Annotated in this window: 17 protein-coding genes and 1 pseudogene; 2 read left to right on the top strand and 16 right to left on the bottom strand. The window is 35.3% G+C overall.

The window, feature by feature from the left end; genetic code table 11:
* Positions 1–2 precede the first annotated feature (2 nt).
* From SOM12_RS20220 to SOM12_RS20175, 10 genes are all read right to left on the bottom strand, one after another.
* Positions 3–3359, bottom strand: a complete 3357-nt coding sequence (locus SOM12_RS20220; protein ID WP_320495135.1) for a SusC/RagA family TonB-linked outer membrane protein — start codon at positions 3357–3359, stop codon at positions 3–5.
* 10 nt (positions 3360–3369) lie between these two features.
* Positions 3370–4473: a FecR family protein gene (locus SOM12_RS20215; RefSeq protein ID WP_095927582.1), complete on the bottom strand. Its 1104-nt coding sequence runs from the start codon at positions 4471–4473 to the stop codon at positions 3370–3372.
* Between the two features lie 67 nt (positions 4474–4540).
* Positions 4541–5140: an RNA polymerase sigma-70 factor gene (locus SOM12_RS20210; protein ID WP_320495133.1), complete on the bottom strand. Its 600-nt coding sequence runs from the start codon at positions 5138–5140 to the stop codon at positions 4541–4543.
* Between the two features lie 323 nt (positions 5141–5463).
* Positions 5464–6102, bottom strand: a complete 639-nt coding sequence (locus SOM12_RS20205; protein WP_320495131.1) for a hypothetical protein — start codon at positions 6100–6102, stop codon at positions 5464–5466.
* Between the two features lie 184 nt (positions 6103–6286).
* A complete protein-coding gene (locus tag SOM12_RS20200) occupies positions 6287–7636 on the bottom strand; it encodes a DUF3526 domain-containing protein (protein ID WP_320495130.1) in 1350 nt (449 codons plus the stop codon).
* A 1-nt stretch (position 7637) separates the two neighbouring features.
* Positions 7638–9089: a DUF3526 domain-containing protein gene (locus tag SOM12_RS20195; protein ID WP_320495128.1), complete on the bottom strand. Its 1452-nt coding sequence runs from the start codon at positions 9087–9089 to the stop codon at positions 7638–7640.
* Between the two features lie 191 nt (positions 9090–9280).
* Complete coding sequence (locus SOM12_RS20190; protein WP_320495127.1) at positions 9281–11581, bottom strand: TonB-dependent siderophore receptor; 2301 nt, start codon at positions 11579–11581, stop codon at positions 9281–9283.
* 1 nt (position 11582) lies between these two features.
* The gene (locus SOM12_RS20185; RefSeq protein ID WP_095927576.1) at positions 11583–12278 is read right to left on the bottom strand and encodes an ABC transporter ATP-binding protein; all 696 of its coding nucleotides are present in this window, start codon (positions 12276–12278) and stop codon (positions 11583–11585) included.
* A gap of 229 nt (positions 12279–12507) precedes the next feature.
* On the bottom strand, positions 12508–12858 hold the full coding sequence (locus SOM12_RS20180; RefSeq protein ID WP_095927575.1) for a hypothetical protein: 351 nt from the start codon (positions 12856–12858) through the stop codon (positions 12508–12510).
* 149 nt (positions 12859–13007) lie between these two features.
* The gene (locus SOM12_RS20175; protein ID WP_095927574.1) at positions 13008–13439 is read right to left on the bottom strand and encodes a DUF1810 domain-containing protein; all 432 of its coding nucleotides are present in this window, start codon (positions 13437–13439) and stop codon (positions 13008–13010) included.
* 362 nt (positions 13440–13801) lie between these two features.
* On the opposite strand from SOM12_RS20175, the gene SOM12_RS20170 reads away from it, so the two are divergent.
* Entirely contained in the window at positions 13802–14551 is a 750-nt protein-coding gene (locus SOM12_RS20170) for a 4-hydroxy-tetrahydrodipicolinate reductase (protein ID WP_320495125.1), read from the top strand.
* A 340-nt stretch (positions 14552–14891) separates the two neighbouring features.
* Here the strand turns inward: SOM12_RS20170 and SOM12_RS20165 are convergent, their stop codons facing one another.
* From SOM12_RS20165 to SOM12_RS20155, 3 genes and pseudogenes are all read right to left on the bottom strand, one after another.
* The gene (locus SOM12_RS20165; protein WP_095927573.1) at positions 14892–15638 is read right to left on the bottom strand and encodes a succinate dehydrogenase/fumarate reductase iron-sulfur subunit; all 747 of its coding nucleotides are present in this window, start codon (positions 15636–15638) and stop codon (positions 14892–14894) included.
* A gap of 90 nt (positions 15639–15728) precedes the next feature.
* A pseudogene (locus SOM12_RS20160) lies at positions 15729–17637 on the bottom strand (fumarate reductase/succinate dehydrogenase flavoprotein subunit).
* Positions 17638–18025: 388 nt separating this feature from the next.
* Complete coding sequence (locus SOM12_RS20155; RefSeq protein WP_320495122.1) at positions 18026–19303, bottom strand: acetyl-CoA C-acetyltransferase; 1278 nt, start codon at positions 19301–19303, stop codon at positions 18026–18028.
* A gap of 239 nt (positions 19304–19542) precedes the next feature.
* Here SOM12_RS20155 and SOM12_RS20150 point away from each other — a divergent pair, with 239 nt between their 5' ends.
* Positions 19543–21981, top strand: a complete 2439-nt coding sequence (locus SOM12_RS20150; protein WP_320495121.1) for a TonB-dependent receptor — start codon at positions 19543–19545, stop codon at positions 21979–21981.
* A 401-nt stretch (positions 21982–22382) separates the two neighbouring features.
* Here the strand turns inward: SOM12_RS20150 and SOM12_RS20145 are convergent, their stop codons facing one another.
* From SOM12_RS20145 to SOM12_RS20135, 3 genes are all read right to left on the bottom strand, one after another.
* The gene (locus tag SOM12_RS20145) at positions 22383–23405 is read right to left on the bottom strand and encodes an LLM class flavin-dependent oxidoreductase (RefSeq protein ID WP_320495120.1); all 1023 of its coding nucleotides are present in this window, start codon (positions 23403–23405) and stop codon (positions 22383–22385) included.
* 107 nt (positions 23406–23512) lie between these two features.
* Positions 23513–23920, bottom strand: a complete 408-nt coding sequence (locus SOM12_RS20140; RefSeq protein WP_095927569.1) for a DUF1634 domain-containing protein — start codon at positions 23918–23920, stop codon at positions 23513–23515.
* A complete protein-coding gene (locus SOM12_RS20135) occupies positions 23907–24743 on the bottom strand; it encodes a sulfite exporter TauE/SafE family protein (protein ID WP_095927568.1) in 837 nt (278 codons plus the stop codon). Before SOM12_RS20135 ends, SOM12_RS20140 begins: the two co-directional genes overlap by 14 nt.
* Positions 24744–24747: the final 4 nt, after the last annotated feature.

Genomic DNA, 24747 nt, shown 5'->3' with positions numbered 1-24747 from the left:
TCTTAAAATTTAGCATTTACTCCAAGCGAAATTGTTCTTGCCTGCGGATAGATATAACTATACTCTCGAACTCCGTTCATTCCTTTCGGACTTTTTTCTTTGTACCAATACGCCACATTTGTAGCATCGGCAAAAACAGAAAGAGCATCCAGAAAAGTGTTTTTCAGCGGCACATTATAACTTAAATTAACATTACTGATTCTGATATAAGTAGCATCATAAATATGCTTGCTTAAGTTGTTTAGAATTGGCGAAAGTGTTACAGCTGACTGAGAAACGTTGTCGCCTGGATTTCTCCAATAATCGTATGCATTTACAGAAAGATTTCGGTTTGTTGTTACATTGTATTGATCTATTAGCACGCTTGACGCCAATAAGTCACCACCAATTTGATAATCTCCTCTAACAGACAGCGTAAGGTTGTTGTAGAAAGTAAAAGTGTTGTAAAAACCACCGTAAGCATCTGCTTGCTTGTCTCCAATTGGCTCCCAATCTGCAACAGTATGGAGTTCATTATAGGTTTTTGCATCGTAAACTTGACCATTTTTTTGAACAAGATCTCTTCCTGTTGCAGGATCTACACCAACCCATTTTATTCCCCATAATGTTGTAGTGCTGTAACCAATTTTTTGCGCCAATGCAATATTTGCTTCAGAATAATCGCTTCCTAGGCCTTTTAAGTCGGTTACTTTGCTGTCTATTGTAGAAATATTGAATGCTGTTGTCCATTTAAAAGCATCGCTTTTTATCCATTTAATTCTTGTAGTAAGCTCAAAACCTTTATTGTACATACTGGCAGCATTTAATTGTACTGAACTATAACCATTTTCTGTCGGGATATCGCGAGCAGTAATTAAATTGCTTTTGTTGTCATAATAGTATTCTAATGTCAATTCGATTCTTTTGAAAATATTAAAATCAAATCCTGCATTGAATTTTGTGTTTTTTTCCCAGCTTAACCTTCCATTTGGAGCAGAACCTGTAGTTGCTCCAATAGAACCATTGTATCCGTTTTGGCTGATATTATACAAACCTTTTGATCGGTACGAACCAATTTTAGAATTTCCTGTTGTACCATAACTCGCTTTTAATTTCAAGAAATCAATCCAAGAATTAGAGCTTAAAAAGTTTTCATTGCTAATAATCCAACCAGCACCCAAACCTCCATTATGAGCCACATCGGTATCGTCTCCAAAAACAGAACTCTGATCACGACGGTAATTTGCCAACAAGAAATAGCGTTTTTTATAGTTGTAATTTACCTGCGAGAATAAAGAAACTCTCGAATTGTAACTGATTTCATTTTTGTAAGTCTGACCATCTTTAGATTCATCTTGAGGTGTGTTTGGATTATCATCTCTTATCGCATCTGTAACAGCATTAATACGGTTTGGCTCTAAAAATCCAACACCAGATTGGTAGTTGAAATTTGTTTTGTCTTCAGCCAATTCAAAACCAACAACACCATCAATTTCATTGTTTTCATTCAGTTGTTTATTGAACAAAGCTTGGCCTTGCCAGTTCCATTTGTTCGAATTTCTTTCGTTTAAAAGACGACGACCCCAAGCGGCATAAGTAGTTCCGTCCAAAATAAAAGTTCCGTTAAACTGGCCGCTTTCATTTGCTGCAGAAAAATAACGATCTTGTTCTTTATCGGTATAATCCATACCAAAAAGAGTAGAAAAACGAATATTTTTATTGAGTTTATAAGATAAATTGATACTTCCTAAAAGACCAAAAGTCTGTGCTTCATTTTTGTTCTGTTCAATTGCTGCCAACGGATTTCCTCTCGTAGCACCGCTCAAACCTAAATTAGCATACGATCCGTCTGCGTTATAAACAGGAAGAGTAGGAAGGTAGGCAAAACTATAAAAAATGTTAGGCGCATCTTTTTGTACAAAACTCGGATTCAGCATTAAATTGATATCCCATTTGCCAGAACTATAGCCTAAATTAATTCCCGCATTTAATTGCTTAGACTCATTTCCAACCTGTGGTTCGTCAATTTTGGTGTAACTAACGTTAGTTCGGTACGAAAATTTAGAAGTAGAACCCGAAACATTGAAATTGTATTTGTTATAAATTCCAGCTCGGTTTAGAATGTTAAACCAATCTGTATTTACTCCATTATAAGCAACAGGAACATAGCCAGTTGTGGTGTTTTTCATGAACTCATTTCGAAGTTCTGTGTATTGTTCTCCGTTTAAATATTTAATTTGATTAATGGCAGAAGAAACTCCTAACTGGTTTGAAAAACCAAATTGCGTTTTACCTTTTTTACCCTTTTTAGTTGTAATTAAAATTACTCCATTTGCACCATCGGCACCATAAATACCTACAGCTGCGGCATCTTTTAAAACCGAAATGGTTTCAATATTTTCTGGAGCAATTTTCATTAAAGGATTAGCGATGTTTTCAGAAAAATCGCCGCTTCCGTTAAACAAACTGCTGTCAATGGCATATTCTTCACTCATTACAACACCATCAATAATAATAAGCGGTTGCGAAGAAGTTCCAGTAATTGCCCCGCTTAAAGAAGATAATGTGCCTTGGCCACGAATATTAATTTTTACAGGGCCACCTACACCAGAAGTATTTTCTACCATAACTCCGGCAATTTGTCCCGTGATCATTTTATCAAAACTCTCAGAAGCTTGTTCAACGGCAATATCTTTGGCTTGTAAAGTCGAAATACTTCCAACAATTTCTTCTTTTAGCTTTGTAGTGCCATAAGACGAAGTAATCACAACAGGGTTTAGTTCGTCTGTAGCTTCTTGAAGATAAAAAACAAAAACTTTTTTGTCGTCTGCTTTTTGAGATTGGGTTTCCATTCCTAAAAAACCGGCTTCAAGAACCAGATTTGAAATCGAGTTTCCTTTTAGCTGATAGACAAACTTTCCGTTAAAATCGGTAATAGCACCCATTCCAGTTCCTTTTATGCGAATAGAAGCACCAGGAAGCGGTTGTCTGTCTTTTGCGCTATAGACCGTTCCGCTAATCATTCTTGAAGTTTCCTGAACTGCTGAATTTGAAGTTTCAGGAACCGAAGGAGTCAATAAAACCTGCTTTTTCTGAATGTAAAAAGCAATGTCTTTATCTTTTAATAACTGCGTTAAAACCGTTTCTAGAGAAGCATTATTAACATCTATATCGGCTAACTGATCGGTATCTATTTTTTTTGCATTATAAATGATTCTAAAATCACTTTGCTCTTCAATAGATTTGATAATTAGGCTTATAGGTTTGTTTTTTACATGTAATGTTATGAGTTTATTCTGAGAAAATCCTTTAAATCCAGATATGAGAATGGCTAAGAAAAACAGAATTTTTCTTAAAACGGGTTGTATCGTAAATGTCATGTTTTTTTATTTATCGCGGATTGGTGATTGTAATGGTTTTTTGTTGAATAGAATAATTAAATGGCGTGTCACGTTTTAGCAGTTCTAAAATGTTCTCGACACTAGATTCGCTAATTTTAATCGTACCGGTAAAATTCTGTCTGGCCAAATCAGAATTTTCGTTGATAATTTCAACATCATAAGTACGCTGAATAATTTTAGCGATTGTAGAAAATGGGGTGTCTTTAAAAGCAAGTTCGCCTTTTGTCCAGGCAGCATAAAACGTTGGATCTACTTCTTTTAAGACCAGTTTTTTTGAATTATTTTGCCATGTAGCCATTTGGTTGGGCTCTAGCAAAATAACATTAGAAGGATTAAGGGCTTCAGACATTCGAATACTTCCTTCAATTAATGTACTATTAACTGTAGGGTTTTCGGGATAAGCGCTCACATTAAATGTGGTACCGAGAACTTCAATGTCTGCCTGATTAGCATGAACAATAAACGGATGCATTTTGTCTTTGGCTACTTCAAAAAATGCCTCGCCAGTTAAGTACACGTTTCTGTTTCCGTTTAAGCCAAATTGCTCCGGATAGCGCAAAGTGGTTCCAGAATTTAAACTCACAACAGTACCATCTGAAAGTTTAAGTTTGAAACGTTTTCCGTACGGAATAGAAAGCGTATTATAAATCACTTTGTGATCCTGAACTTTGCCAAAGTAAATAATCTCCGTCGGAAATTTTTTGGCAACCAAATCGCCTTTGTCATTTAAAAGAGTGGTCTGAGTTTTTCCAGAGAAATACTCCAGACGGCCGTCGCCTAATTCTAGAACAATTTCTTTTGGAGTTTCAGATTTACTGTTAAACAAATAAATAGTGGTCCCTAAACCCAAAAACAATAAAAAAATCGCAGCATACTTTAAATACGTTCTGATTTTGTTTTTTGGCTGCATTTGGATTACCGAAACAGTCTCAATAGATAAGTCTGAAGAAAGTGTGGTTAATGCCCAAATTTTCTTAGCCTTTATAAATTGTGTTTTATTTTCTTCTGATGCTTCAATCCAATCAAAAAGTGCCTGAACTTCTTGTTCTGAAGCTTCATTAGAAAGGTATTTATTTAGTATTTCCGATGTCATATATGCTTTTTAAAACTTCTCGCCATTATAAGTACACCTCAGAATTAAAATACCCTACCTTTTATTCTTAATTATTATAAATAAGCATAAAAATCAAGAACAAATAATCAGATAATCTCGTCTTTAAAATCTTCAAAGCCTTTGTCATATGGGCTTCTACAGCTTTTAAGGAAACTCCTAGCTCTTCGGCGATTTCTGCATTTTTTTTATTCTCAAAGCGTTTTTTGATAAAAACTTCTCTGGTTTTTGGAGGCAGATCGCTGATAGATTCCTGAATTATACGTTCTAATTCGGTTAATTCTAAAGTATCAAACTGAATCGAATTTAAAACTTCGATATCCAATTCTCTTTCTTTGTGGTTTAAGAGGTCATTTTTGAATTTATCCTTCACTTTATTATGACGGATTAAATTCAAGCATTTTGATTTAGCATAAGTAAATAAGAAAGCTTGAATCCCGTTTATAGATTCTATGTCTTCTCTACTTTGCCACAGGTGTAGTAAGGATTCCTGAGCAAGATTTTCAGCTTCGTCTTGATCGTAAATAAATTGAACGCTGAAAGATTGGATTCTCCTAAAGTATTTATCGTAAAAAAACTTGAATGCAGTTTCGTCGCCTTCCTTAAAGGAATGGAAAAGATCTAGTTCTAAACTGGCATTATTATTCATTAAACGAAATTTACTTTGGGTGAAGCAATATTAAGTAAATTTTAAAAACTACTCAATTTTGCTCAGAAAGCGGCAAATATAAAAGTTTATTTATATTAATTCTAAATAAAATTCAAATAAACTACTTTCCTGAAAAAATTATTCAGAATAGGTTTAGTATTGCTGTTTTTTTAAACGCAAAGTATTGCTTTTTTAACCGCAAAGCACGCAAAGTTTTTTTGTTTAGGATTCTTATAAAAACGCAAAGTCCGCAAAGCTTTGTCTAAAAACTTTGCGAACTTGGCGTAAACCTTTGCGAACTTTGCGGTTAAAAAATTTTGAGGTTAATTAACTATCAAATCTATATTTTTAGATAATCTATCAGCTAATTCAGGTGTAGTATTGTTATTTAAAACCCATGGAACCAGTTTTCCCTTGTTTATGATTTCGTTTTTAGAATAAACTAAACTGAAATATTCCTGTAATTCATTGTAATCAACTGGTATTGGGCGATTTTTTTTGTTTTCTGGGATTTCTTCAAAATAATATCTAGAGTCCAGTAAAGAAGGATATTTTTCTAATAAAAAATCATTCAAGCTATAAGAAGGACCCGCTTTATACAAATCCTCTTTTAGTATTCCGGTAATTTTTATATTACCTATGTTTTGTTTTAAATCTTTGTAAGCTTCTTTGGTAGTGGAGAAATCAGATTGGAGCAGTTTGTTTTTTTGCGATAACTGCCTAACAACCGAAAGTCTCACATAATCGCCGTTTATTTCAATTACCTTAAAAATAAAGTATTTGAGTTCCATGCTTTGACTCCCGTTAGAGCCACTTTGTTTACTAAAGATAAAACTTCCCAATTGCAATTTATGCTCGGGGCTGTTAATTGCTTTTTTCCATTGATAAGAATCATAAACTAATTTTTTGAAAGCATATAAAATGAATACAAAGACAACTCCGGCTATAAATAATTTTTTCATTAAATGGAAATTTCATTAAAAGTACTACTTTTTAACCGCAAAGTATTGCTTTTTTAACCGCAAAGCACGCAAAGTTTTTTTGTTTAGGATTCTTATAAAAACGCAAAGTCCGCAAAGCTTTGTCTAAAAACTTTGCAGACTTTGCGTAAACCTTTGCGTGCTTTGCGGTTAAATAATTTTGAAGTTAAATAATAACTTTACGTTTAAAATTCCTCCATCCAAAACCAATCAAAAGTAAATTGAAAAGCAATAAAGGTAAAATCGTTTTCATAAAACTCGTTTCAGAGTTGTCTTTAAACGTTTCTACTTTAAAATCTTCCCACTTTTGTTGATTTACAGGCGCATTGTCAAATATTTTTGGATAAAAATGCAGACGTAGTTTCTCGTGGAATTTAGTTGTTTCTTTTAAAAACAAAAGCTGATTGCGTAAATCTGATTTTGCAATTTCGTTTAACTGAATCTGTGTATGAAGCGTTGGAATAAACAGCGCTATTAATTCGCTGGCATGGTTTCGCTGCTCTAATTTCGATTCTAATTCTTTGGACTGAATTGCCGATTCGTCGTCGCCCATTTGCTGCATCGCATAATACCAAAGCCAACTAAATTCTGTATCAGGAAGTGCATATTTTTTAAACTGCGGATAATGTTTGTAGAATTTATCTACCGTTTCCTGTTTATCCATATCCCACTTTTCGTGATACGCATTTCGTTGGGTGAGGGTTAACTCTAAAGCTTCGGGAACTTTATATTTGTTGATAATATAAGTATTGATTGCGGCTGGAAGAATGATTATGAGAAACAGCCAGATGGTTAACAGAATTACAGCATTGAAGTTAGAATTTTTCTGCAGTGATACAATGAAAAAACAAACCGCAAACCAAAATAAAATGTACAAAATAGAAAGTCCGTAAAACACAAAGAAGGATTGATCCAACGGAATCTGTAAAAAGACAACCGCTGCCAAAAGAATCAAAGTTAAGAGTGCCGTTAAACTTAAAATTCTAACATAGAATAGTTTCAGGATATAAAAAAAAGTATTCGGACTTTGTACGGCAACAATCTTCCAAGTTCCTGATTCTTTTTCTTCAGAAATAATGTTATAAGAAAAAGCAATAATCAAAAGCGGAAACAGGTACAAAAGAACAAAACTAAAATCGATATTTCCAGACAATAAATTACTCGGATTATTGAGTTCCGAATCGTATTTCTGACCTTCTAAACCACGAATGGTAACATTTTGAATAGATGGATTAACATCTCGCTGCCCAATGGCCAAACTGTTAATTGGCAAAGTATTGTTGACCAATGAAAACTTGATGTAGTAGAGCAGGAGCCCTATTTCATCTTTGTGGAAAGTGGCATTTCTGGCAATATGTTCTTTTTGATAAACGGCCGCTTCAGTAATATTATTTTGTTGTTTTTCCTGAAATTGATGGCCAATTAAAAGGCTAATAAAACCAATGATTAATAAAAAAAGTAATCCAATTTTGGTACCTTTTGATCGTATAAAATTTTTAAATAAGAGTACTAGCATATTAGATGGCTTTTAGATTTTTAGCAGCAATTCTGATCAAAACAAACAATAGAATTACCCATAAAAGAATAGATACAATAGAAACGATTTCGGTTTTTAAAACTTCGCTAATGCTTTTAGGCTCATAATGAAATTCTTCAAGATCTGTCCAGTGTTCTTTGCCAATTATTAGCGGTTTATCATTTGGACCAGGTTTTTTATTGCTGATGTATTTAACTTGCAACGCATTCATTTTCTGCGCCATTATGTAACGGTATTTCTCCGCTTGTTTCTGGAAATCGATGTAAGAATCATAATCCGTATTCGATAATCCCATCGATAAATTTTTCATGGCGATGTACGGATTCAGAAAAGAAACGGCTTTAGAAAAGCTGTTTTGTTGGGCATATACCTTCAATAAATCTTCTAAATGTCTGTTGTAGATATTCGAGCTGATTCGCTCACCTTCGGTCATAATAAACCCAGAATAATTAAAAGGAAGTTTTTGTACCGAATCGACTTTGTAAACTCGTAACAAAGAATCTTTTATTGCCTTATAGTGCAAATCGTTTGGATTGTGGCTGTCACCTTGTTTTAAAATATCTTTTTCGATATTGCTGGTAAACTGAATTTTTGATGGCGCTTCATACAAATAAGCTCCAATAGCTTGTGTTGTTCTTGGCAAGATAATCGTTAAAATAAGCCAGATTCCAATTAAAGAAACTAATGCTTTTTTTGAAGTTTTGCTTGACGCCGATACCAAAACGGCAACAATACAAAAGAACATTAGATAAATAAAATGAAATAGAATAAACAGCAGCATTTTGATCGTCTCATCTGCCGAAATTGAAAAATTCTGAAGCATGAGCCAAATTAAAACCAATACGATAATGGTTGGAATAAAAAGAAGCATAACAACGCTAGCAACACCCAAGATTTTGCCCCATAAAAGCTGTTTCCAATTAATTCCTTGGCTTAAAAGTATTTTTAGAGTTCCGTTTTCTCTTTCGTAAGCAACAGCATTAAATCCGATAAAAAAGATTAATAAAGGCAGTAAAACTTGCAAAACCATAGCAATGCTGATCTCGCCAAATCGAAGCATGCTGTTTGAAAATCCTGCCTCAGAGAAATTAGCCGTATTTTGTTTATGAGCTTCTAAGAAAATCGCATTTCCAAAAAAAGGTTCCATTCCAAATTCAAAAACGCTTAAAGAAGTGCTTTTTCTAAAGGCAAAATTGCCGTAATGCGCCATTCTATGCGGATTTTTGTCTGGGTTTTTCAACCAGTCTTCGCGAGATTCATGCTGATATTTTTCACTGGTTTCGTTTTGGCTTTTGTAATTGTCCCAGCCCGAAAAAGCAGCGAATAAAAGTAATGCGCCAATAAAAAAGGTAATGATATAAAGTGCCGGATTTTTAAAAACAGAATTTTTAAAATGCCTGGCTATAAGGAGTTCTGTATGTAATAATTTCATATTAATTAAAATTTATCTGTTGAGTGAATGGTTTAAACACATAGAAACATAGATTTTTTTCTAAAAGAAGGTAATGGAAAGAAACTAGTTTCTAACACATAGCTATGTGATTTATTCTAGTGAAACACCTTTTTTAAAATAAACCAAAATCTATGTTTCTATGTGTTTAAATATTTTTCATCTCAATAGAATTAAAATTTATAAGTTACGGTAAGGCTTGCATTTCTAGGACTTCCAGGAAATAAACGCAGGTAATTCTGTGCGCCAAGCCAATAGGTTTTGTTTAATAAATTGCCTGCATTTAGAGCAATTTGGACATTGCTTTTGTTGGGTTTGTAAAATAAAGCCGCATCAAAAATGGTAAAATCAGGAAGTGTAAAATCTCTTGTAAACCAAGGCACTTTACTGCTTTGATATTGAACTCCAAATCCAATTCCGAGATCTTTTAAAGCAGAATCAGCAGCAAAATTGTAGCGTGTCCATAAATTGGCGCTATTTTTTGGTGTATTTTGCTTTCGTGCACCAATTAGAGCAGGATTGCTGTCTTGAGTTATTTCGGCATCGATGTAACTGTAAGAAGCATTAATCTGCCAGTCTGGTGTAATATAGCCTGCTAAATCACATTCAAAACCACGGCTTCTTTCAGCACCTCGCGTTACCAATAAATCCGGATTTGCCGGATCATTTGCGTTCATTAAAATATTACGCTGATTGATTTCGTAAACAGCAGCATTAAAAGTCATGCTATTGTTTAAAAAAGTGGTTTTTATCCCGATTTCTTTCAAATCGCTTTCTAGAGGATCAAACAGACTTCCGCCTGGCAAAGAACCCGTTTGAGGCATTAGCGTCACGGTATTAGATTGTGGCTGATAGCCTTCTAGATAAGTCGTATACACATTTATCGCACTATTTACAGCATAAGTGATTCCGATTCTGGGCAGTAAAGCTGTTTTTTTAACAGTAAGTTCGTTGCTAGTTTCATAGTTCGTAATGTCTTCAAACCATTCGTTTCGTAAACCTAATAAAAAAGTAAACTTTTCCCACTGAATCTGATCTTGGATGTAAATAGCATTTGTAGTTGTTAATGCCGATGGCAGTGCCGTTCTTACATTCAAAGTATAATCGTCAGGACTTGTAATTCTGTAAATCGGATTATTCAAATTAAAATAATCAACATTGGGTTTGGGCAAAACAATGCCATCAATCGTAACAGTTTGGTAATTGGATGCATTTGCCAAAACAAAAGTACTGGCAACCGTTCCATCTTTCAATAAATAGCCTCTACCTGCGTTTTGTCCGCCACCTTTGTTTTTATTCCAGCTGCTTAAATCATAACCTGTTAGTAGCTTATGATTTAGTTTGCCTGTTTTAAAATCGAAATTAAAATAAGCGCTTAAGTTGTCGACATCCCAGTTTTGCTGACGCTGTACAAATTGCATCATGGCAAGATTGGTAACAGGCTGATTGTTCATGTCTACAGCAAAAGCATTTGTAGTTCTGTGTTCCTGCAGATCTTCTTTCCAGGTTTGCTTCATGTAGGATGCATTAAAACCAATTTTAGAATTGAATTTATGCGCAAAATTGGTCATCAAAATCATTTCTTTCGACTTGAAAAAATCACCAGGCGCACCAAGATTTAAACTTATTGGTGTTTTGTTCAGACTTGTTTTTCCGGCAACAGCACCAAAAATAGGCTGTCCGCGATCCAAAACTCCCGTCATATCGCTCAGAATTAGTTCGGTATTAATTGCCGTTTTTTCATTTGGGATATAACTGAAAGAAGGCGAGACTAAAAACGATTTATTATTGACTAAATCACGAAATGATTTTGCCTGCTGATAAGCGCCGTTTACACGATATAAAAGTGTTTTAGATACGTTTAAGGGTCCAGTAAAATCAAGCGTTCCGCGCAAAGTGCTAAAACTGCCCACGCTCATGCTAACTTCTTTTCGGTCCACTGCCAAAGGCTTTTTGGTAACCATATTAATGCTTCCGCCTGGATCAACAGAAGAAAATGTAGCGCTAGACGGGCCTTTAATAACTTCAATACGCTCAATATTGCTTGTTAAAGGCTGCAGAAAATAATACTGACGCGTTCGCATTCCATTGATTATTTGTCCTTCTTCGTTTTGACTAATACCACGAATCGTGTATTGGTTGTAATAACTTGCCGGAATTACGCCGCTAGACATTTTTACTGCATCAGCGAGATAAAATGCGCCTTTGTCGGCAATTAATTCTTTGGTTATAGTCGAAATGGACTGCGGAATATCTTTGTTTAAAGCCGCAGTTTTAGTGGCAGCAAAAGAATAGTCGCTGTTGTATTTTTTAGTCGAACGCCCCACAATTTCAACAGTCTGCAATTCATTTCGTTGGGTTTCCATTTCCAGAGAATCTTTTGCAATACTGTCTTTAACTTTGTTATTGTTATTTTGAGCCTGGATGAAATGTGTACCGCCGATTAAAAGTAAAAAAGAGAATATATTTTTCATCTTAAACCGTCTGTAAATACAAATCTTCCAACTCATTTGCAGAGATTTTATCTGCTTCAATAACAGTAACAAGATTTCCCTGCCTCATTATCCCAATGTGCGAAGCCACTTCTCTTGCTCTGAAGATGTCGTGAGTTGCCATTAAGATTGCCGTTCCGTCTGCAGAAAGCTCTTTTAGAATCTGAGAAAATTCATTAGAGGCTTTGGGATCTAAGCCGCTTGTAGGCTCATCTAACAAAAGCACTTTCGCTTTTTTTGCAATCGCAATTGCAATTCCTACTTTTTGGCGCATTCCTTTAGAGTAACCGCTTAAATTTTGATTATGTGCTTTGGCTTGAAGTCCTGCTTTGTCTAGAAAATAAGTTAATTCGCCATCAGAATAGTTAAATCCTGCTAATGACGAAAAGAATTTAAGATTCTCTAAGCCAGTAAGATTTGGATACAGCATTACGGTTTCTGGAATATAAGCCACATGCTTTTTAGTTTCCTGATTGTTTGCTGTAACCGATATATTGTTGATTTCTAATTCTCCAGATGTTGGTTCGATAAAACCTAAAAATAAATTGATTGTTGTCGTTTTTCCTGCACCATTTTGTCCTAAAAGAGCAAAGATTTCGCCTTCTTTTATGGTTAAGTTTAAGGCATTCAAAGCCGTATGATCGCCGTATTTTTTAGTTAGGTTTGTTGCTGTAAGCATAAGTTTTGTTTGTTTAAAAAAATGATTTTTAAAAATAGATATAGAAATCTCAGGCTTTTAATGAGTTTTAAAAGCTTGAGCATTAGTTTTTTATTGAATAATTACTGCAATGAATGAAGGTCTTTAATTGGGAGCTAAAGATTCCAAATTAAAAAACGGTAATGTGAATTTTCTTTTACTCTATTAGAATAAATAGAGCAAAGGTTTTGAGTTTAAAAAAGTGCAGTAATTAAAAGAATACAGGAGGCGCACGTAAGGCAAAAAGACTGCCCTTGAAAAATGTGGAAATTCCCTCAAAATATAAGAATATATAGGAAGTCTCGGCAACTGTTTTGTAAAACGTAAAGTGCTGAAATGCGTTGGGAATAAACGTACTGAAAGCAAAATGACAAATATGGCAATTTGCATCAACCGAATGGCTGTGTGTTATTTCTTTTTGACCAGGAGTATATTTGTGATCGCAATGTTTTTCTGCCGACTGCTTTAAAATATGCTCATAGGAGTGAACCGTCTGAAACAGCATGGCAAACAATACTGCAAAAGACATTAGGAAATTTACGGCTGTAATCTTCTTTTTCATTCCGTGTTATTTCTGCTGGATATTTAAAAGTTTAATTATCAAATAAATAAACGCAACAGCGTTGCAAATATAAATATCTTATTTAGAAATATAGTTAAATAGGCCTTATTTTTGGAACAACCTGCAGATTTGCAAAGTGATTCTTACTTCTATAAATTGCTATACAATAATTGCAGCGTATGAAAATCGGATGAGCCATCAAAATGCTTGTGAAGCACTTCCTGAAAAACAGGTTCTGTGTTTTGAACACTGGCAAACAAAGTCATACACGATTGAAGTTTTTCTACATCAAGACCTTCAAAAATATCAGAAACACTTTCTTCTTTTTTGGCAAGTTCTGAAGTGATTTCTACCAGATGTTTTCCTAAAATGGGATGCTCCAGAAAAGCAATTGCTTCATCGGCATTTTTGATTTCGTAAAATTTGGAGTTATCGCTCGAACCCATTCCTTTTATCTGCGGAAAAATAAACCACATCCAAGGCGATTCTTTTTTACCCTTTTTGATTTCGTTTAGAGCTGTTAAATACAACTTGTTTTGAGCATCTAAGAACCGAAGTAATCCATTAGTATTGTAAGACATTCTTTATGATATTAATTTGGGGATATCAGGCCATAAAACTAGGCAAAATATATTTACTTGTATGTGATCAAATCTTTTTTTTAAAGTCATTTTTTAACATTTTTAAGAGAATAATTTAAAAGAGCGCTTACTTTAAAAATTAGGCGTTTAAATTTTCTATTAACAGAAAAAATCGTATTAATAGCCATTTTTATTGTTATAAAATGAAGTTTTTGTTGGTAATTCTGTTATGATTTTCCTATTTTTATGAACAAGCGGTTTTAAGAACCGTCTAAAAGAATAAAATTAGGATTGATATTGACTACTTTACAATATCAATATTTTCAACCGGGCACGCTTCGCCCATAAAATAATAAATGCTTATGAAAATAGGATTAATCGGATTTGGGAAAACTGGAAAATCAGTAGCTTCAATACTATTAGAAAATAAAAAATTCAGCCTTGAATGGGTTTTAAGACAAAGTAATGTTTTGGAGCACAGATCAGTTCCCGAATTTTTTGGAATCCAGTCAGACGAACCCGGCTTAATCTATTCTAGTTCGCATACCTCTGTTGAAGAATTATTACAAAAACATCCTGTAGATGCCATAATCGATTTTTCTTCTAGTGAAGGAATTTACACTTATGGAGAAACAGCAGCAAGACACAAAGTGAAAATAATTTCTGCCATTTCTCATTACAAGGAAAAAGAATTGAATTTATTGAAGAAACTGGCAGATAAAACTACTGTATTCTGGTCGCCAAATATCACCTTGGGCGTTAATTATTTATTGTTTGCTGCAAAATTTTTAAAGAAAATTGCACCTTGGGTAGATATTGAAGTAAATGAAGAGCACTTTAAAGCTAAAGAAGGAACGTCTGGAACCGCAGTAAAAATTGCAGAAGCACTAGATGTTGACAAGGAAGATATTAATGTTGTGAGGGCAGGGGGAATCGTTGGAAAACATGAAGTTATTTTTGGTTTTCCTTTTCAAACGGTGCGTTTAATACACGAATCGATCTCGAGAGAAGCTTTCGGAAACGGAGTTATTTTTGTAGCCGAAAATCTAAAAGAAAAAGAAAAAGGACTTTATAATTTTGAAGATATCTTGACTCCTTATTTTACGGTTTAAGTTTTTTTTTTTACCGCTAAGACGCTTAGTTTATTTGCCACAAAGACTCTAAGGCACAAAGTTTTTTTATTGAAAAATGGTTAATGCTGTTTGTTTTCCTGAGCGAAGTTGAAGGATAAGCGTAAAGTATTAAAAGTATATTTAATCTCGCAAAGTCGCAGAGTCGCGAAGGTTTTATTGAAAAAGATTCGTGCTGTTTGTCTTCCTGAGCGAAGTCGAAGGATAAGCGTACTGTATTTAAAGTATTTTTCTAATCTCGCAGAGTCGCAGAGTTTTAGAACTTAAAAAACTTAAAAAAAGAAAAACTTTGCGTCTCTGCGTCTTTGCGAGAAATTCAATACTACTTCCTAAAAGTCAAAGCCTTCATATATTCTAAATTCATTTTAGCAATCGAAAGCACAGAAATTCCTTGTGGGCATTCGATTTCGCAGGCTCTAGTATCAGAACAATTTCCAAAACCTTCTTCATCCATTTGTTTTACCATCGAAAGGGCACGTTTAGGAGCTTCTAATTTTCCTTGCGGTAAAAGTGCTAAATGCGTTATTTTGGCACCAACAAACAAAGCTGCACTAGCATTTTTACATGTAGCAACGCAAGCCCCGCATCCAATACAAGCAGCGGCATCAAAAGCAGCTTCGGCAGTTTCATACGAAATTGGAATACTGTTTGCTTCTGGCGCCTGGCCCGTTGAAGCTCCAATGAATCCTCCTGAAGCGATAATGGAATCAAATGCTTTTCTGTCAATTTTTAAATCTCTTAAAACAGGAAAAGCTTTCGCGCGAAAAGGCTCAATATAAATGGTATCGCCATCTTTAAAACTTCTCATATGAAGCTGACAAGTTGTGGTATTTTTTAAAGGGCCGTGAGCTCGTCCGTTTATCATTACGCCACATTGCCCGCAGATTCCCTCGCGACAATCGTGATCAAATTCAATAACACGTTCTCCTTGCTGAATAAGCGATTCATTCAAAAGATCCAGCATTTCCAGAAACGACATATGTTCAGATACTCCATCAATTTCATAATCTGTCATTTCCCCTTTGGTAGAAGAATTAAACTGACGCCATATTTTAAGATAAAGTTTCATATATAATTGTGAATTATGAATTGTTAATTATAAATTAGATATCGCGATTTATGAGCTGTTAATTAATAATTTACAATTAACAATTCACCATTATTTATAGCTTCTCACCGCAAGTTCCACCGATTCAAACGTTAAAGGTTCTTTGTGAAGTTCAGGTTCGTTATTTAAACCTTTCCACTCCCAAGCGGAGACATAACAGAAATCAGCGTCGTTGCGGACGGCTTCTCCGTCGGCGGTTTGGTATTCTTCTCTGAAATGAGCGCCACAGGATTCTTTGCGCTGTAAGGCGTCGTAGCACATTAATTCTGCCAATTCGATGTAATCGGCTATTCTGCCAGCTTTTTCTAATTCGCTATTTAAAGTATTGTCGCCTGTGATTCTAAGATCTTTTTCGAAAGAAGTTTTAAGATCCCGAATTTCGATAATCGCTTCTTCCAGTTTTTTTCTGCTTCGCGAAAGACCGCATTTTTCATACAAAAGACGTCCTTTTTTTATGGAAATAATCTGCTGAAAGCGTTCCATTAGTATGTAGAAAACGATCTAACTGTCTTCTTACCGCATTTTCAGCTTCTTCAAAAGCAGGATGAGAAGTATCAGGTTTGCTTAAATTTAGTTCTCCTGCCAAATAGTTCGGAATAGTGTAAGGCGCGATAAAATAACCATCGACGCAAGCTTGAAGCAGCGAATTTGCTCCGAGTCGGTTTGCACCATGATCTGCAAAATTAGCTTCGCCTAAAGCAAATAAGCCTGGAATCGTAGTCATAAGTTCATAATCGACCCAAAGTCCGCCCATTGTGAAATGTGCTGAAGGCGAAATCAGCATGGGTTCTTTATAAGCATTTATGCCCGTAATCTTTTCATACATAGCAAAAAGATTGCTGTATTTGGCTTCAATTTTATCCTTTCCCTGCGCTTTAATAGCATCCGAGAAATCGAGATAAATGGCATTTTTCATTGGTCCAACGCCATGACCAGCGTCGATTCTTTCTTTTGCAGCCCGTGACGAAATATCTCTTGGCGCTAGATTTCCAAAAGAGGGATAACGTCGTTCTAAGTAATAATCACGTTCTTCTTCGGGAATAGCATTTGCATTTCGGTCGTCTGCTACTTTTTTCGGAACCCAGATTCGGCCATCATTTCGCAACGATTCTGACATTAAAGTCAGTTTAGATTGGTTTTCGCCATGTTGAGGAAGCGAAGTAGGATGAAACTGAATCCAACTCACACCTGCCATAAAAGCCCCTTTTTTATGCGCTCTCCAAAGTGCAGAACTATTACAGCCCATTGCCAAAGTAGACAAATAATATACTTTTCCATAGCCTCCAGAAGCCAATACGACAGCATCAGCAGCGTAGCGTTCTAGAATTCCAGTTTCAAGATTTCGTGCAATTATTCCTTTGGCTTTACCATCAATAACCACGAGTTCGAGCATTTCATGACGGGTATACAAATTAACTTTTCCTAAAGATGCCTGACGTTCCAAGGCTTGATAAGCGCCTAATAAAAGTTGCTGCCCAGTTTGTCCTCTAGCATAGAAAGTTCTAGAAACCTGAACGCCACCAAAAGATCTGTTATTTAAATATCCCGCATATTCTCTTGCAAAAGGAACGCCCTGCGCAACAGCATGATCGATAAGATGGGCCGAACATTCTGCTAAACGATAAACATTGGCTTCACGAGATCTAAAATCGCCACCTTTTATAGTGTCATAAAACATTCTAAACGTGCTATCGCCATCATTTTTGTAGTTTTTTGCAGCATTTACTCCGCCTTGAGCGGCAACAGAATGTGCACGTCTAGGAGAATCCTGAAAACAGAAAGACTTTACGTTATAGCCTTGTTCGGCAAGAGATGCCGCACATGAAGCGCCCGCCAAACCTGTTCCGACTACTATAATATTTAGCTTTTTTCGGTTTGCGGGATTTACTAGTTTGGCTTTAGACTTGTAGAGACTCCATTTATCAGCAAGAGGACCTTCGGGTATTTTTGATTCCATCATTTTTAGTGGTTTAAAATGAATTCATGCAAAAGCTTAAAAAGAAAACTAAATTTAGTATAAAATATTGATATTTAGTTGTTTTTTTTGTATGATATATTTAAACAAAAAATGGTTTTTTAAGTAGAGTTGCATGTTTAAATTTTTCACGCAGATTAAAAAAGATTTTAGCAGATCTTAGCAGATTCTAATAAAAAAATCCGTAATAATCTGCTTAATCTGCGTGAAACAAAAACTTTAGCAGTTATATACTTAAATCTTTCACGAAGATTCTAAATAAAAAAATCTGCTGAATCTGCAAAATCTGCGAGCAAAAATTACTCCCGCAGATTTTGCAGATTCGGCAGATTTATAAATTGAATTGAAATGTTTAGGAAAAAATGGAAAAAAGTTATTTTTCGATTATCATAGTAACTCCTTGACCGCCTGCGGCACAGATAGAGATTAATCCTTTTCCTGAGCCTTTCTCGTTTAATAATTTTGCCATTACGCCAATAATTCTTCCTCCAGTTGCAGCAAAAGGGTGAGCGGCTGCTAAACTGCTTCCTTTTACATTCAGTTTATTTCGATCTATTGCGCCTAGTGGTTTCTTTAAGCCAATTTCGGCACTCAATTCTGGGCTTTCCCAGATTTTTAAAGTGGCCAAAGTTTGTGCAGCAAAAGCTTCGTGAATTTCATAATAATCGAAATCCTGAAGGTTTAATTCTGCTTTTTCGAGCATTCTTGAAGCAGCAAATAAAGGCGCTAATAAAAGATTCTGCTGATTCTTAACGTATTCAATTGCGGCGATTTCGGCAAAAGTGATGTAGGCTAAAATAGGAAGTCCTTGTTCTTTTGCCCATTCTTCGCTAGCTAAAAGAATACAAGAGGCACCATCTGTTAATGGAGTTGAATTTCCTGCGGTCAGCGTACCATTTACTTTATCAAAAGCGGGTTTTAATTTGGCTAATTTTTCAATTGTACTGTCTCTTCTTAGATTATTGTCTTTTTCTAATCCGTTAAAAGGCGTAATCATATCATCGAAAAAACCTTCGTCATACGCTTTTGCCATGTTTAAATGACTTTTCAAAGCAAACTCATCTTGTTCTTCTCTTGATATTTTATAATATTTCGCCGTGATTTCAGTATGTCCGCCCATAGAAAGGCCAGTTTGAGATTCTTCATTTCTAGGAACTAAAGGAGATAAATCTTTTGGACGAAGTTTTAGAAAAGTTTTAATTTTTCCGCCCAATGATTTTGCTTGTCTAGCTTCTAAAAGAATTTTTCTAAGTTTCTCACTAACTGCAATTGGCATATCGCTGATAGAATCTACGCCGCCAGCAATTCCAGAATCAATTTGTCCGAGAGCAATTTTGTTAGCAATGTAAATAGCGCTTTCAATTCCAGTATCACAAGCTTGCTGTAAATCGCATGCAGGAGTTGCAGGATCAAGACTGGTTTGCATAACAGATTCACGAATCAAATTGTTGTCGTAAGTATGTTTAATCACAGCACCTCCAGCAACTTCGCCTAATAATTTTCCTTTTAGATTGTAATTGTCAATAAGACCGTTGAGTGCTGCGATCATCATTTCTTTGTTTCCAACATTAGAATAGGCCGTATTGGCTCTCGCAAAAGGAATTCTGTTATAGCCCACAATGGCAACTTTTCTTATTGTATTTGATTTCATATCAGGAAGTTATTTGTTTTTGATCATTGAAATTTTGAAATATAAAGATAGAAATAGATTTTGGTTTCAAACTTAATGTAGATTAATATTATCAAGAAATAACTTAGAAATGGCAATTCTCAGAATTTATTCCTACTGATTTAGTTTAATTTGTTTTATTTATTTAGAATGAATTAAAATAATTTGGAAAAGTTGAGATTTGCATCTACTTTTGTCGCTCAATTTAAAATCAAAACCAAATGAAAATAATTATTAATGCAAAAGTTTATCTTTTCGTGCTGTTTTTGAGCTCATTAAATATAATGGCACAACAGCTTGGAACTGTAAACGGAAAAGTTTCTTTGAGTGGCAATAAACCAGCAGAAAATATAGCTGTAGCGTTAAAAGGAACAAAATATTCAGATATTACAACTGTTTCAGGACATTATGAAATTAAAAATGTAAAACCTGGAACGTATACCATTGTATTAAATGGAGTAGGAATTCAAGCTGTTGAGGATAAGATTGTAGTGAATTCAAAACAAACTACCACTAGGAATTTTTCTCTTTCTGAAAGTCAAGAAGATCTTGAAGAAGTGGTCATTAGAAAGAATAAATACAAGCAAGATAACCCTTCATTGTCATTGCGTCTTCAAACTCCTGTTTTAGAAATTCCTCAAAATATACAAATTGTAAGCGGTCAGACTTTAAAAGATCAGCAAATTACGAGTATGAGCGATGGGGTAATTCGTAACGTGAGTGGAGCTGTACGTTTGGAACACTGGGGAGATTTGTATACGAATATTACGATGAGAGGTTCTCAAATTCAGGCTTTTAGAAACGGATTTAACGTAGTTTCTTCTTTCTGGGGACCCTTAACAGAAGATATGAGTTTTGTAGATCATATTGAGTTTGTAAAAGGACCAGCAGGATTCATGCTTTCAAGCGGAGATCCTAGCGGATTGTATAATGTGGTGACTAAAAAACCAACGGGAGTTACAAAAGGCGAGGTGAGTGTACTTGGCGGAAGCTACGATTTTTATAGAGTAAGCGTTGATTTTGACGGAAAATTAGATAAAAAAGGAAAATTGCTTTATAGATTTAACGGAGCTGCCCAAAACAAAGGATCGCACCGTCCGTTTGAGCGCAATAACCGCTATGTAATTGCTCCTGTAATTTCATATCAGATTGATGATAAAACAAAAATCACAGCCGAATATAATTTCCAGTATGCAAATATGACCGAAGTGGGTTCGTATTATGTTTTTGGACCACAAGCAGGTGGTTATGCAACTTTACCTGTAGGTTTTACTATGACGCAGCCAGGATTGCCTGATACCAATATTCAGGATCATAGCGGATATCTTCAGTTTGAGCACAAGTTTGATGAAAACTGGAAACTTACTGCACAGACTTCTTATTTTAAATATATTCAGCAAGGATATAGTTCATGGCCAGGAGTTGTTGGCCCAGGACCTGCTGATAGAGATTTTGATGGTGTTCCGGAAGGAAATCTTGCTTATGGAGAAATCATTAGAAATGTTGGCATCTGGGACGCAGAAAGTAATATGTACTTAGGTCAAATATTTGTGAACGGAAAATTCAATACAGGAAATGTTTCTCATAAAATATTGGGTGGAGTAGACTTAGGAAGCAAAGATTATATGGCAGACTGGGGACAATCGCATGATTTAGATACAGTTGATAATCCGTTTAATGTTTATAATCCGAATTACGGAACGCCTTCAAATGGTTTCCCGCAATTTGATCACGATACTCCTTTAAGCCAAAGAGCTGGCGGACTTTACGGTTCAGAATATGCTGCTGGATATATTCAGGATGAACTTGGCTTTTTGGAGAATAAATTAAGATTGACTCTTGCTGCAAGATACACATGGATTAGTCAGACTAGCAGCTATGAGGCAGAACCAATTGAGGATAGTCATATAACGCCTCGTGCAGGTTTGAGTTATTCTATTACTGATGATTTTGCGGTTTACGGGTTGTACGATCAAGCCTTTACACCTCAATCGGGTGTTGTGAGAAGCGGTGATATAAAACCTCTTACAGGAAATAATGTTGAATTTGGACTTAAAAAGGATTGGTTTGACGGTTCTTGGAATACCAGTTTATCTGTTTACAATATATTAAAGAAGAATGAGTTAACGGCAGATCCTAATAATGAGCCAAACGAACAGTATAAAATAGTTCTAGGTGAAAAAAGAGCGCGTGGTGTTGAATTTGATTTGAGAGGAAAAATCTTTGATGGTTTAAATCTTATCGCAAATTATGCCTTTACAGAGTCAACTGTAACTAAAATTGATCCAGATGTTTCTGAAGCTAATGGTATTAAGGTGGGGGATATTGTTCCAGGTTATGCTAAACATACCGCAAATGCTTGGTTAAATTATACGCTTCAGCATGGAAAATTAAAAGGTTTTGGTGCTTCTATTGGAGGAACTTTCCTTGACGGACGCCAGACTGATACTTGGAGTGCAGGTCTTCAAAAACTACCTTCTTACTTTAAATTGGATGGAGGTTTATCTTATGAAACGGGTAAATTTAAAGTTGCGGCAAACGTATTCAATATCTTAGATAAATATCTATATAGCGGTTCATACTATAGCTGGTTAAATGCTTATTACTGGCAGACTGAAGCGCCAAGAAATTTTAGAGTTGGTGTTACTTATAAGCTCTAAATTGGTTTGTTATCGTTGAAAAATTGCAAATCACACCAAAAGCATCTGACTTAATTGTTGGGTGCTTTTTTTTAAGATGCTAAGTTTCTGAGATGCTGAGATTCTAAGATTCTAAGAAGCAAAGTTACAAAGTTACAAAGGTTGAGAAGTATAATTCTTTTGAATTGCCTCCAGTTTTAACTGAAGGTTACAAATGAAGATTGAAAAAAGGCTTTAGCCAAACCAGTGATGTTTGGCTAAAGCCTTTGACTTTTGCTCTATTTTTCATCCAGCTAAAGCTGGATGCTATTCAAAAATTAGGAATGGAAAAAAATCCTTTTAATCTTAATAATCTGTGGCTTTTTAAAATAAAGACTTTGCGTCTTAGCTGCCGATAGCTATCGGGATTGCGAGATTAATAATTATGCCTTGCGTATCAAAGGAATCAATTTTGTACCAATCAATTCAATGGCATTCATTAGTTGTTTGTGTGTCAATCCCGCATTGTCCATTTGGAAAGTAAATCGGTCCACGCCGCCTAGAGCTTCGCTGTGTTTCAGAATTTTCTCTGTAGCTCTTTCTGGACCACCTACAATTAAAACACCTAAATCATCAATTAAGCCATCAAATTTGCCTTTGGTTATAGGAGGCCAACCTCTTTCATATCCTAATTTTGTCCATAATTCGGCATAACCAGGATAGTATTCTTCAATTGCTTTTTCCGTTGTTGTACCAACATATCCAGGCGAATGCAAGCCTACTTTTAATTCATTCGGTTTATAACCTGCTGCTTTTCCTGCTTCACGATATAAATCGACTAAAGGTTTAAAACGATGTGTTTGTCCGCCAATTACGGCAACCATTAACGGAAGTCCTAACGAACCAGCTCTTATAAAAGATTCTGGTGTTCCGCCAACACCAAGCCAAATGGGCAATTTTTCTTGTAAAGCTCTTGGATAAACAGGTAAATTATTTAAAGCAGGACGAAATTTTCCTTCCCAAGAAACAAATTCATTGTCTCTAATTTGAAGCAGCAGTTCGAGTTTTTCTTTAAAAAGAGCATCATAATCTCTCAAATCATATCCGAAAAGGGGATAAGCTTCAATGGCAGATCCTCTCCCGACAACAATTTCAGTTCTTCCTTTCGAAATTAAATCTAAAGTCGCAAAACTCTGATAAACCCTCACTGGATCTGCTGCACTTAAAACGGTCACAGCACTTGCCAGTCGGATATTTTTTGTTCTAGCCGCCGCTGCACTCAAAATGACAGCTGTAGCAGAATCTAAAAACTCTTTTTTATGATGTTCTCCAATTCCGAAAACATCAAGACCAGCCTGATCTGCAAATTCAATTCGCTGCAGAAGCTGTTCCATAGCATCAACACTGCTCAGCGTGTTGTTATCGCCATACATCGCCGAAGCAAAACTGTCTATTCCTATTTCCATGTCTTTAAATTTCAATATTTTAAATTCCAAATTCCAAATCCCAAACTCCAAATTCCAAACTCTAAATCCCAAACTCCAAAATCTACAATCTAAAATCTAAAATTTTTTTAATGTGAGAAACCAAATGAAATACTGATAATGATAATCATGATTACAATTAATGTAATGCCAACGTACAAGTAATCTTTTTCCAATAAAAATGAAAATAGCGAAAGCAATACGCGTAAAACGGGTGTCATGAACAAGAAAATAATTCCTGTAAATATTAACGATTCTCCGTTTCCTTGAATTGCACCATTGTAAATAGCGGTAATTACTTCAAATATATTGCGGTCATTTTCTTTAAAAACAGAATAATCTTCAATTTGGCTTCCATTATGAATTAAATATACAATTCCGCCAATAAAAGCAACCGATAACGAAATCCAAACCCCATAACGAAGCAAGTTTCCTATAATAGTTTGAAAATCTTTTTCTCCAAATTTTTCTTCTTGTACCATATTAGATTTTTCCATTTAGTCCGTTATAAATCATGTTTATTGCCAAAACAAAAATCAGGCAGGCAAAAAATATTCTCAATTTCTTCGGATTTGTTCGCACTAAGATTTTAGCTCCAGCCATTGCGCCAAACAAAACTCCAATTACAACCGGCATACAAATTCCAGGTTCGATATATCCTTTTTGAATATAAATTACAGAACTCGCCATTGCTGTAACTCCCATCATGAAATTACTGGTTGTTGTAGATACTTTAAACGGAACACGCATAATGTTATCCATCGCGATTACTTTAAAAGCGCCAGAACCAATTCCGAGAAGACCCGACATCATTCCAGCAACTCCCATCATACTAAAACCGCCAATTACATTTTTGGTTCCGTACTTTATCACTTCGCCATCATGAGCAGGATAAGTTCCGTCTAATTTAAGTTTTTTAGCTAGCGGACTAGATTCTAAAACAATGTGTTCTTCTTTTTTTCGAAGCGAATTAATGGCAGAAAAAATCAGTGTTAAACCGAATAAAACCGCAATAAAAGAAGTAGGGGCGATAGTAGAAAGCAATGCTCCGCAAACGGCTCCTATAGTAGTAGCGATTTCGAGAAAAATTCCCATTCGCATGTTGGTAATTCCTTCTTTTACATAAGCGGCTGCAGAACCTGAAGAAGTGGCGATAACGGAGACTAAAGCAGCTCCAATGGCATAATGAATATCGACACCAAGAAGAATAGTAAGAAGCGGAATAATAATGATACCGCCTCCTAAGCCTGATAATGAACCAATAAAGCCTGCTAAAAAGGCACCCAGAATCATAATCAGCGTAAAGGTAAGTATTGTCATTTAA

The organism is Flavobacterium sp. CFBP9031, from assembly GCF_034044945.1.
In the GTDB taxonomy this organism is placed as follows: domain Bacteria; phylum Bacteroidota; class Bacteroidia; order Flavobacteriales; family Flavobacteriaceae; genus Flavobacterium.
The sequence above is the reverse complement of the archived record's forward strand: the minus strand, read 5'-3'. Positions and strand labels throughout refer to the sequence as shown.